This is a genomic window from Halonotius pteroides, assembly GCF_003605635.1.
Classification (GTDB): Archaea; Halobacteriota; Halobacteria; order Halobacteriales; family Haloferacaceae; genus Halonotius; species Halonotius pteroides.
In genome coordinates this window covers 1-11,433 of sequence record NZ_QMDW01000028.1, presented here as the reverse complement: position 1 = coordinate 11,433, position 11,433 = coordinate 1, and the positions used below count along the sequence as shown (strand labels likewise).

Here is an 11,433-nt window from a genome sequence, read left to right as displayed (position 1 = left end):
AATACTTCGATCTGAGTTTGTACTCCCGGTCATACGAGCGGATCTCTCGCGTTTTGGAACTGATCGCCGATTTGATACCGGTAGGACGAAACCAGCTCCCCGGCACTCACTGGTGAATCATCACCGACCTGAACCTCCGTGAGCTCGATAATTCCTTCCCAGGCACCGACTCCGAGTCGATCTCCATCGCGGTACGCAATTTCTCCGGGGGTGACAAACTCCGTCTCTGAGGCCGGTGGCTCGGCCTTCCAGATCGTGATTTTATCACCGTCTAAATACGAATAGGAACCAGGGTACGGCCGGGTCTGGCCTCGAATCCAGTTGTATACCTCCTTCGGAGCCCGTGTCCAGTCGATGCGCCCGTGATGTGGCTCCCGCTTCGGCCACCACGTTGCCGCTGAGTGGTCTTGTTGCTGTCTCGGAACCGTCCCGGACTCGAGTTCAGTGTAATGTCTCTGAATAAGCGTTCGCCCTGCCTCGACCATCTTGTCGTACATTGATTGTGCGTCATCCTGTATCTCAATCGGCAGGGGTTGTTGTCCGACGATGTCGCCTGCGTCGGCCTCCTCGACCAGATGAAAAAACGACAGCGCAGTTTCATCGAGTCCCTTAATAAGTGACCACGCCAGTGGTGCCCGCCCTCGGCCTCTCGGAAGCGGTGCTGGATGCATCCCAAGAGCGGCTACGTTTGGGATCTCCAATACCTCTGAGTCGACCAGCTGTGACCAGCCGATGATAAAGAGTATATCCGGGTCACAGTCCTGGATCGTCGATTTTACTGCTGGCGTGTTGACCGAACTGACTCTGGAAAGTGGAACGTCGTTGGTGTCTGCGAACGCCCCGATATCTGCCTGGTCAGAGATATCCTCCCGTCTGGGCCGGGTAAACACGTGTTTGATCTCTGCACCAAGCTCGCTGAGCTCCTCCAAACACGCTACCCCCAGTTCGTTGTGTGTCACGAAAACGACCTGCATGGTCTTGGTTTCGTACGGGGACGAAAATGTGTTGTGACCGCTAGTATGTGAGCCGCTTCCGTAGCAGGTCGTCAGTTATATGCATTGCGGCGAGTTGCTCGCTGATTCGCGTTCCAGCTCCGCCGTAGTCGTATGGATTATCCCCGTCAGCTGCCCGTTTTTTGAACGCTTCGTCGGTGAGTGACCGCTCGATAGCGTCTGTGATCGCGTCCGTATCGTGTGGGATCGAGATCGTATTATTACCGCGCTCACGTCCCTCCTGTCGAGGACCGATATCGACGGCGGGCAAACCAAACGACGGCGCTTCGAGGATACCGCTTGAGGAGTTGCCGACCATCACGTCAGCGCCCGCCAGTAAGCCGAGATACTCGCCTCGTGGGAGGCTCCTGAAGGTACGTACGTTCGATCCGAACTCCCTTGATTCGATCTCCTCTACAATCCGGTCACTGCCCGCATCCGAGTTCGGATAAATAATCACCACTTGGGCGTCGAACGAGTCGATCGCATCCAGTGTCTGTTTGGCCTGCTGGCCTGCTTGCTCCGGTTGTGTCGTGACCGGATGCTGCAACATTACGATCAGTGGCTTACGCTGGTCGAGATCGTACTGCTCACGAACCGTTTCGGGTGTAACGAAATCGTTCGACAGGATGTCATCGATCCCTGGGGCACCACAGACGGTAATCCGCTCGGGCTCCTCGCCGAGTTTCCGGATACGGCTGGCACTCAGTTCTGAGGCCGGGAAATGAATGTGAGCGAACTTGGTAATCGCGTGCCGAATGCTGTCATCGATGATTGCGCCGTGCATCGAGTCTCCGCCGTGGATGTGGGCAACTGGTATATTCATGTGAGCAGCTGCCAACGCTCCGGCCAGCGCTTCGTCGCGATCGCCTAACAGCAGGACGATATCTGGATCGAGACTCGCAAACGCGTCGGCGAGGCTTGTGGTTCCCATCCCCAGTGATTTCGCCATTGCCGTGCCAGTATCCCCCTCGAGAAGCATCAGGACTTCACGGTCGACGCTAAATCCATCGTCGCGAATCTCGTCGACAGTGGTTCCATACTGGGAAGAAAGATGCATTCCGGTCGCGACAACGGACAACGAAAGCTCGTCGTGAGCCTTGATTGCCTCCATCGACGATCTGAGGAGTCCATACTCGGCTCTCGTTCCTGTAAGAACGACGATTTTTCTCTCCATTGTGTCATTCCTGCATGCCAGGTGGACTAACTCTTGTGTTTGTGGTTCGTAACATATCTATGGCTGTCTTTCATTCACACCGATATGGATACAGCCCTGTTTTTCGGATTGGGTTCGATCGGCAGCCGTCACCTATCTGTACTACAGGAATTATACTCTTCGGTCGATGTTCATGCCTACCGAAGTCGAACGGCTGACCCGGATGCGTTTCCGGGCGTCATCCAACATGACGAGTTGGACGAGGCTTTGTCTGTGGATCCGGATGTTGCATTCATAACCAATCCGACATCACTCCACGTCGAGACAGCGATCACGGCCGCCGAACATGGCTGTCACCTGTTTATCGAAAAACCGCTCTCAGACTCGTTGGAGGGGACAGAACAGCTCTATCGGATCGCAGACGCCAACGACTTGATTACGTATATCGCCTGTGTGTTTCGGTTCCATCCGGTGTTGACATATATCAAAACCCAACTGGAAAACGAGCTCATCGGCACGGTATACAACTATCGAGTGTTCTCGGGATCGTATCTTCCGGACTGGCGACCCGACCAGGATTACCGGGACTCTTACAGTGCTGATCCGGAGATGGGCGGTGGCGTCGTTCTTGACCTGATTCACGAGATCGACTACGCGTACTGGCTGTTCGGCGACGTTGTGGATACCAGGTCGTGGGTCGGCCAGCTCAGCGAGTTGGAAATCGAATCCGAGGATCTCACAGAGGCTGTTTTGCGCATGAATTCGGATGTTGTCGGTCAGATTCATCTGGATTACTATCGGCCGGAGCCACGTCGGACGATCGAGATCGTCGGTTCTGATGGTATTATTACTGGTGACCTCCTTGCTGGGATCGTAACTGTGGAAACGAACCAGCAGACGATCAAAAAAGAATTCGAGTTCGAGCGAAACGACCTCTTCCGATCACAGCTCTCGCACTTTCTCACCCACGTCAGAAACGGCGAGCCCTGCGACAACGATGTCGAACAGGGAATGACTGTGTTGGAAATCGCTCTCGGGATCAAATCAGATCATGAGTAACGATTTAGTACTGTGTACGATCTGTGCACGCGGTGGCTCGAAAGGCGTACCGAACAAGAACATCCGGACTGTCGCCGGCAAACCTCTGATCGCTCATACTATCGAGCATGCGCTCGACTGGAACCGTAGCACCGATGTGGTTGTCTCCACTGATAGCACCGAAATCGCCGAGGTAGCAGAACAGTACGGCGCCGAGGTGCCGTTTTTACGGCCGGAGCAGCTGGCCTCCGACTCCGCTGCCAAACTCCCTGTCATTCAGCACGTTCACCAGTATATGACCGAAGAGACGGACACCGACTACGACTACATTGTCGATCTCGATGCGACGGCTCCGCTCCGGAAGATAGAAGACATCAAAAACTGTTTTCAGGTTCTGCAGAACTCGGATTCCCACAACGTGTATACTGTCACTGAAGCCGACAAAAACCCGTATTTCAATATGGTCGAGCTGGATCAGGACGGCTGTGCTTCGCTGTCTAAACAGGCCCAATCGGAGATCGTTCGTCGCCAGGATGCGCCTGACGTGTACGCGATGAATGCATCCGTCTACATCTGGGAACAGGGCCATCTCCAGGGCACAGATAGCATCCACCAAGAGCGAACCCGGATTTCGGTCATGCCTCCCGAGCGGTCGGTCGATATTGATCGACCGATCGACCTGGCATTCGTCGAGTTCCTGTTCGAGAACGAGTCGGAGTATGTATGAGTGGTCTGTTCGATCTCTCGGGGAAGGTCGCTGTCGTCACAGGTGGCGCCGGACTCATTGGGAGCTCGCTCTGTGGCGCGCTGGCAACCCACGGCGCGACCGTCGTTCTCGTCGATATCGACTCCGAGGCGGCGACTGAGGTCGCCAACTCGATCGATGGCACCGTCGTCGTGAAGATGGTCGATATTAACTCGGAATCCGAGGTCGAGGCGCTGTTCGAGGAGGTCGTCGAGCGCTTCGGCTCCGTCGATATCTTGGTCAACTCGGCGTATCCCCGAAACCAAAACTACGGACAACAGTACGAGGACGTGTCTCTCTCCGACTGGCAAGAAAACATCCTCTTGAATCTGAACAGCTACTATCTGACGTGTAAAAAAGCAGCTGCCATCATGCAAGGACAGGAACATGGGGGTAGTATAATCAATCTGGGCTCGATCTACGGGTCTCAGGCCCCTGATTTCGATGTGTATGCCGGGACGGAGATGACGAGCCCGGTCGAGTACTCCGCGATCAAGGGCGGGATAATCAATTTCACCAGATATCTGGCCTCGTACCTGGGTGAGGACGGTATCAGAGCGAACGTACTGAGTCCAGGCGGCGTGTTCGACGATCAGGATGCCACGTTCGTCGACCAGTACGAATCGAAGACACCACTGTCCAGGATGGCGGAGCCCGCTGATTTGAAGGGAGCTGTGGTGTTTTTATCTTCTGACTCGTCACGGTACATAACTGGCCAAAACCTCATAGTAGATGGTGGATGGACAATCAAATAACCGTGTTCTGGTGTCTACTCGTTCAGAAAGTTAACGATTGAGTCCACCACTGTCTGAACGTTTTCGGAACTATACTCTGCCGTATTTCCATCCCAGCTCGTTTCTTGGAGTGAATAAATGCTTTCAATTGTCGTCTCTTCTTTGACTGTTGTTGATATCTTCTCGCTCAAAATTTCTGGCAGATCCGCAAGGGACGGTACCTGTGTCACTGCAGGTGTTTCTGCATAAGTGGGGTTCCCGAGAGCGAGCAGTGGCTTCTGGTAGTAGATAGATTCGTAACCGATCGTATTGTTTACCACCACGACTGCCTCTGCATGCTCGATAGTCTCGTGAGCGTGCATGTTATAATGAAGAAACGTTATCTGATCGTTTTTCGCCACTCGTCGTATGCGTTCGGGTGCAGGATGTCCAGGATGGTGTGGGTGTCCCTTGACAAAGAGCTGCGTCGACGACGGAAGAATTCGTCCGAGGTACTCGACGAGATACAGTTGATCGTAGAACTGTGGGGAGAAGACAGTCAACCGTGATTCGATTGGATACTGCAGTGGGAAAAATACGTACTTGATATCGTGACAGAGCTGGCGTGATTTCTCGACTGTGGGTAACAGATAGTCACTGACCCGCCGATTGAACTTCAGACGTGCTTCCTGTGTGATCTGATCTCGGAGCCGACCCGGTCGTGTTCTTCCAATAGTGTTTTTGACGGACGCTACTGCTTTGCTGATGACTGATTCCGTCGTTCTGCTGTCGTCAGTATCGTCATTTTTCGCATAGAACCGCCGCTCTTCACGGAACTGTTTAATATGTTGGTGGGTTGCGTCTCGTTCAGCGTCGGGAATTTTCTCGTATGGTATCGTCTGATAGTTATCCCATCTCCCGTCGAGCGACGTTGTCAGGGCGTAGGTATCGTCGAAGGGTGAAAATTCGACCCAGATAGGGAGCCCGTTCTCGTGTTCCGTAATGTAGTTCGCAAGGAGTTTGTGTATCTCGGGTCCACGACCTTGGAATGTATACCTGAATGAATGCTCGGTAAACAAATCGTGGTACGCGTTGGCAATATTGACAGTTCGGGAGAGGGCTTCAGATCTCGACAGCTGATAAAATTGGCGTTCGGTAAATGTGAGGTGATCAACACTTGGTATCCCATACCGGGACTCAACCGCTTCCACTGATGAGAATTCGTTGCTGTTGTCTCGGAAATCTCTAAGAACAAAGGTATGGAGCTCACTCTCAGACAGTAATTTAGACGGTGATGGTGAAACAATAGCAACAGTATATCCTCTGTTTTCGAGCTCTCTTCCCCAGAGCACAAGCTGTTTTTGGCTCTGTTCACTCCACGATGCGACAAGACAGAAATCGTACTTCATTAAAAAACACGTCTGTATACCGCTTATTTAGTATGTTGGTTTGAACGTGACTTTCCTACCGATAGCCGAGATCTTCGAGTCGTTCCATGACTTCCGACTCGTTGTCGTATGTCACCTTAGTTTCGGTAGTGCTATCTGGATAATTTAGCGACCCTTCGTAGGTATCGAGTTTTGCTTCCAGTTCGGTTACGATGTCGGGATAGTTTTCGACTATATTCTCTTTCTCGTCAGGATCTTCATTGAGATCGTATAATTCTGTTTCGGCTCCATGAAAACAGTTGCAGTAGCCACAGTGTAAAGAGTCACCCCGCTCACGCTCTAACACTGTGTCTTCAATATGGTTGATATATTTCCACGATGATGTACGGATACTGATCCGACTCTGGGTGTGTGCTTCGCGGGCCACAATGTATTCACGGTCGGTCCAGCTATCCCCATCAGTGATGAGAGGCTGTAGCGGCCTGCCCACTATTTTATTGTCAGCCGTGAGATCGAATAGTTGGAGAACTGTCGGCGCAAGATCGTACAGTTGTACGAACTCCTCTCGGCGTGCTGTCTGAGTCTCCGGACCCGAAATAACAAGTGGAACGTGAATAGACTCGTCGTAAAGGCCGTGATGGTCGAAAAAGATCCCGTGTTCGTCGAGGGATTCTCCGTGGTCACTCGTGACGATTATTGTTGTCTCTTCGTAACGTCCACGCTCGCGCAGCCCATCAATAAGGCGTCCAATCTTCCGGTCGGCCTCGATAACTGTTGCATCGTATCTGGCGATCAATCGTCCGACACCGTACTCGTAATCTGCGGAAGAGGTATGTTCTTTGATGAACTCCCGAACATGATCGTTTTCTTGATGAGCGGCAAAGAACTCGGAGAGATCGTCCTGTGGGTACTCTCGCCGGTCGAGAAGTTCATCGACGAGTTGTTCGTTGGGTTCATATGGTGCATGGGTATCCATGAGATGAACGAACCCGTAGAACTGCCGCCCATCATCGAGTCGGCCGAGCAAGTTGTCAATCTCATCACCCGTCTCGTTTGATGTCGTGGTTTCGGAGACACGTTCGTACAGCCAGCCAGCCAGAGATCGCAGTCGGGGATGCAGTGTTTCGAGGCGTTCACCGATTGCTCGGCGCCGGTTGCGGCCAAATGTCGGTTCAGGGTACTGATCAAATCCTGCCTTGTGCCACCGACTGAGCGGACGGCCAGTCGCAATAGTGTGGATATCTGCGTCCTGAAGTTGTTCGGGAACCGATGTCATCGCCTCAGCACGCTGCTTTTCTTCATCCCTTACATATGGGCCGTGATGGATCACAGTAGAAGACGGATCGTACCCTGAGTGAATCGTCGTTATCGATGGATCTGTGGCATTGGTACAGGCGAAGGCGTTTTTGAAGATGACCCCATTATTCCGAGCTAATCGGTCGATATTTGGAGTGAGATCCCTCTCTCTATTTATCGCACCGACTCGGTCGGCCCGAAGTGCATCGACGACAACTACAATTACGTTTTGGCTCACTGTACTCATACGGTAGTGGCATGGAATTAGTCTTTTTTGAATCCGAGCTACTCTCCCCTCGAACCGACAATTCCATTACGGCTGCTTGATCATTATCGATATGGAATATTCCCGGAGAAACGAGGGTGACATCCGGTTGAATATCGGGGCAGGAGAGACCGAGTGGGGTGATGTGCGGCTCGATATCGACTCTACTGACCAGGTGACTGTGCTTGGGGATATGCATTCGCTTCCGTTCCCGGACAACGTCTGTTCGGAGATCTTGCTCGATAACGTCATCGAACACAGCCGGGATACGACCGGCGTACTCCGAGAGATTCATCGAGTGCTTCGTCCCGGTGGCATTGTCTATATTTATGTCCCATACTATAATGCCCACGGTGCATACGGTGACCCAACTCACCGATCGTTCTTTACAGAAGGTACGTTCGACTACTATACGGAGGCGTCAGACTACGACTATTACGCTGATTTCGAATTCCAGCATGTTTCACAAGATTTTTTTTATTCGAAACTTCTTCAGCCCGTTCCCTCCGAACGAATCAAACTCAAACTCGGCCATATGATCGGTGACCTTGTGTTGGCTATGAAGGTTGTCCTCCGGAAACCGGGTGCTGACCCGGTCGAACCATCAATCGACGGGTGGCTCCAGTCGTGACTGCTGTTGCTATCGTCACACCTCGCTACCCACCTGTATCGAGTGGCGGTGGCGAGCAAAGTACGAAACTACTTTCGACGCAGTTGCTGACACAGGAGCGTATCGACAGCGTAACTGTGTTTGCATTCGACGGAACCGAGACGACCGTGCAGAACGACGTTACCGTTCAACGTCTCGGCCGCGTCTCACCGTTCGTTACCGAACTGCAGAACCTCTCTGTCGCCCGGAAACTCCGTGGTCGACTCGCCGAGTTTGACGTCATTCACGCCTATAATATGGAGCTTCACCCGGTCGTCGGCTACCTTTCGACCCGAGAGGGTGTCCCCTCGGTAGGGACGCTGAATTCGTATCAATTTTTCCCTAGCTCAGTAACGAATACGTCCGCCGATGGACTCGAATGGCTCTACGAACGTATTGGACTCCCGACTACCGGACATCTCATGCGACTGTCGATGATGCAGATGGATGCATTTATCGCACTGAGCGAGGCCATCCGCAACATCTACACCAATAACGGATTCGATGCTGACCGTATCGAACACATTCCGAACATGATCGATCCCGACTTTTCGGTTCCAGAGGGTGGCGTGGCCGAGGGGATCCAGCTTCTGTATGTTGGTTCGCTAACCGAGAACAAAGGGGTGCGGTACCTCATCGAGGCGGTGTCGCTACTGTCCGACCAGTACCGACTTCGAATTGTCGGTGACGGAGACCGCATGGACGATCTTCGGGCACTGGCCGAGCGCTGTGGCGTTGCTGACCGAACGACGTTCAGTGGACAGATTCCCTACGAGCAAGTCGGCCAGGCGTACGCTGATGCCGACGTGTTTGTTCATCCTGGTATCTGGCCAGAACCACTCAACAGGACCATGTTTGAAGCAATGCAGGCCGGACTTCCAGTCGTTTGCACAGATATTGGTGGCCCGCCGGAAGTGATCCAAGACAAAGAACTACTCTGTACCCCAGGAGATCCAGAGGCATTGGCAGCAGCCATCAAACGTGTCGAAAAGAATTCTGCTGATATCGGTGAACGGAATAAAAAGCAGGTTTTCGATAACTACGCTCCGTCGGTGGTTGCTCCACAGATTGTTGATCTCTACGAGCAACTGCTTGCTTGATACCGTTAGTTGTAACCAAGGGCTTCGAGTCTGTCTTCTGTTGCGTCGTCGACAGTCGGCTCGGCAAGTTCATTTTCATCCTCTATTCGATCTATATAGGTGTGTAGCTCCTCGCGGAATCGATTGACGATCTCCTCCTGTTCGGTTAGTGGAACGCGTTCACACTCCGGCAGCTGAAAGAGCTCCCACTCTTTGTCCGCCTGTTGTGGGTTCTCTTTCGTTCGCCACCAAACAAGCCGCCACTCCTCGGTCTGGTAGGTAAGGACGTTTTTATCACCCAGAAACATCGTTCGGCTCTCGTCTCGTGGCTGTTGGTGGAGATCTGGGACGAGACTTGTTCCTTCCCACCGTGAGTCGTTGTCCAGATTAAACAGCTCAGCGATAGTCGGGGGGAGATCGACGAGCGAGGCAAGCTCGTTGACCCGCGTTCCCTCTGGAATTCCGGACCCGAAACAGAACAGTGGGACGTGGAAGCTCTCTTCGTATCCTGATGGTGGGTGGCCAAACAGGTCGTGTTCGCCGAACAGCTCACCGTGATCCGAGGTGATAATGAAAATCGTGTCCTTGAACAGGCCTCGTTTCTTGAGCGCGTCGATGAACTCCCCGATATGGTGATCGAGATAGCGGATGTCACCACGGTAGAGCGACTGGAGGTCGGCGGCATCGGCTTCGGACAACTCTTCGTCTTCTTCGTGCATCTTCCCGTTGACCGAGATTGCCCGGTTCGTCGAGATAGATCTGTCAGTGACCTGATCGAGAAACTTGTCAGGAGGATAGAACGGATAATGAACATCCATATAATGTGTCCAGAGGAAAAACGGGCTGTCGTCGTCGTACTCCTCGTCAAGCCATCTGAGTGCTTTCTGATTGAGCTTCGGTGCCTCGGTGTAGTCGGTGCTTCCCGAGGTGGTTCTGAGAAAATGGTAGGCGCGCTTGAGATATTTATACAGCGTCGAATCGCTGTCTAGGTTCTGCGTGATGAGATACCGCACCCGTGAGAGCTCGCCAGCCTCGTCGTCGACATCGTTGTACTTCTCGAAGCCGACATCGTAGTTTTTGTCGTCCCGTAGGTGGGGGTTCGTATGGAAGCCAGCAGTCTCGTAGCCGGCCGCGTTGAATTTTGAGGCGAGGAATGGCCGCTCATCGGACATGTAGCCGTAGCCGCCGTAGTGGTTCGCATACGTCCCAGTAAGAATCGTAGGAAAGGAGACCGGTGTCGAATACCCGTTCGAATACGCGTGTGTCAACCGAACACCGTCGTTAGCATACTCATTTACCTCTGGCATGAGACCGTAAAGTTCTGTCGCATGATCCGCACGAAGACTATCGATAGTGAGAAAAACACAGTTCTTTTTCATACCCTATTCGAGAAGAGTTTTTATACGTAAAAAGGTTTTTGAAACCACCTTTGAGACTCCGCTTGGAAGGTTTTTCATAGATAGTTTGATACACCTGCCGAAATCCTGATTTCCCAGGTGAATCGAATTGGATCTTGTGCTGAAATATTAGTTAGCACTCCGGTTCCAATCAGCTTATTGACCATTTCGGGGCGAAAGTATATTTCTCATTCTAAAGAGATAATTTACTGTCCCGTTTCGAATTGATAAAGCCACTGCGTAGGTGTTGACAGCGAGATACTGTTGGGAACTCTGTTGGTAGATCACAAGCAGTCACAAGCCAGTCAATCCGACGTGAGAGATTAGTTCAGTGACCGTCTCGACAGTGATTCGAATGGGTCTCCGACTACTGGAGAGAGCCGCCGCTCATGGCGGCGGCGAACTGGACAGAGACACGGAGATTAGCCGACTGATCGAAGTGTCTCGTTCCAACCGTCCCGAACAGCTGTAATCGCATCCGGCACGCCACCCCGCATCGGGTGGCGTTGCCGGAGCCACTCGATGAGTACCATCCCTATCATCGCTGCAAATAGCTCAAATAACACGCCGTTCAGCGTTTGAGAGTGAAAATTCTCGATGTTCAGATACTGTTTTAGCTCACGAAACAGGATCTCAACGACCGTTCTGAGCGTGTAGATATTGATCACATCGATTGGGTCGTACGCTGACGACGCCAGCGTCGTCAGGTACTCTA

Annotated in this window: 11 protein-coding genes; 5 read left to right on the top strand and 6 right to left on the bottom strand. The window is 52.5% G+C overall.

Features of this window, described 5'->3' with window-relative positions; genetic code table 11:
* Nucleotides 1–29: 29 nt before the first annotated feature.
* Entirely contained in the window at nucleotides 30–974 is a 945-nt protein-coding gene (locus DP106_RS13500; protein ID WP_120086130.1) for a methionyl-tRNA formyltransferase, read from the bottom strand.
* Nucleotides 975–1,014: 40 nt separating this feature from the next.
* Nucleotides 1,015–2,169, bottom strand: coding sequence for a UDP-N-acetylglucosamine 2-epimerase (gene neuC, locus DP106_RS13495; protein ID WP_120086129.1), 1,155 nt, complete (start codon nucleotides 2,167–2,169; stop codon nucleotides 1,015–1,017).
* Between the two features lie 84 nt (nucleotides 2,170–2,253).
* Here neuC and DP106_RS13490 point away from each other — a divergent pair, with 84 nt between their 5' ends.
* From DP106_RS13490 to DP106_RS13480, 3 genes are read left to right on the top strand one after another with little or no spacing between them, the layout of a single operon-like run.
* Nucleotides 2,254–3,207: a Gfo/Idh/MocA family protein gene (locus tag DP106_RS13490; RefSeq protein ID WP_120086128.1), complete on the top strand. Its 954-nt coding sequence runs from the start codon at nucleotides 2,254–2,256 to the stop codon at nucleotides 3,205–3,207.
* Nucleotides 3,200–3,913, top strand: coding sequence for an acylneuraminate cytidylyltransferase family protein (locus tag DP106_RS13485; protein ID WP_120086127.1), 714 nt, complete (start codon nucleotides 3,200–3,202; stop codon nucleotides 3,911–3,913). The genes DP106_RS13490 and DP106_RS13485 overlap by 8 nt, the downstream gene beginning before the upstream one ends.
* The gene (locus DP106_RS13480; RefSeq protein ID WP_120086126.1) at nucleotides 3,910–4,686 is read left to right on the top strand and encodes an oxidoreductase; all 777 of its coding nucleotides are present in this window, start codon (nucleotides 3,910–3,912) and stop codon (nucleotides 4,684–4,686) included. Before DP106_RS13485 ends, DP106_RS13480 begins: the two co-directional genes overlap by 4 nt.
* Before the next feature lie 14 nt (nucleotides 4,687–4,700).
* On the opposite strand, the gene DP106_RS13475 is transcribed toward DP106_RS13480, so the two are convergent.
* Both DP106_RS13475 and DP106_RS13470 read right to left on the bottom strand, forming a co-directional pair.
* Nucleotides 4,701–6,053 carry a capsular polysaccharide export protein, LipB/KpsS family gene (locus DP106_RS13475; protein ID WP_120086125.1) on the bottom strand — a complete coding sequence of 451 codons (1,353 nt, stop codon included), beginning with the start codon at nucleotides 6,051–6,053 and terminating at the stop codon, nucleotides 4,701–4,703.
* 55 nt (nucleotides 6,054–6,108) lie between these two features.
* Entirely contained in the window at nucleotides 6,109–7,566 is a 1,458-nt protein-coding gene (locus DP106_RS13470) for a sulfatase family protein (protein ID WP_165857905.1), read from the bottom strand.
* Nucleotides 7,567–7,666: 100 nt separating this feature from the next.
* On the opposite strand from DP106_RS13470, the gene DP106_RS13465 reads away from it, so the two are divergent.
* Nucleotides 7,667–8,224: a methyltransferase domain-containing protein gene (locus tag DP106_RS13465; protein ID WP_120086121.1), complete on the top strand. Its 558-nt coding sequence runs from the start codon at nucleotides 7,667–7,669 to the stop codon at nucleotides 8,222–8,224.
* The gene (locus DP106_RS13460; protein WP_205738944.1) at nucleotides 8,221–9,342 is read left to right on the top strand and encodes a glycosyltransferase family 4 protein; all 1,122 of its coding nucleotides are present in this window, start codon (nucleotides 8,221–8,223) and stop codon (nucleotides 9,340–9,342) included. The genes DP106_RS13465 and DP106_RS13460 overlap by 4 nt, the downstream gene beginning before the upstream one ends.
* A 5-nt stretch (nucleotides 9,343–9,347) precedes the next feature.
* Here the strand turns inward: DP106_RS13460 and DP106_RS13455 are convergent, their stop codons facing one another.
* Both DP106_RS13455 and DP106_RS13450 read right to left on the bottom strand, forming a co-directional pair.
* A complete protein-coding gene (locus tag DP106_RS13455) occupies nucleotides 9,348–10,700 on the bottom strand; it encodes a sulfatase (protein ID WP_120086120.1) in 1,353 nt (450 codons plus the stop codon).
* 440 nt (nucleotides 10,701–11,140) lie between these two features.
* The coding region (locus DP106_RS13450; RefSeq protein WP_165857904.1) for a transposase at nucleotides 11,141–11,433 on the bottom strand (293 nt) is incomplete at its 5' end.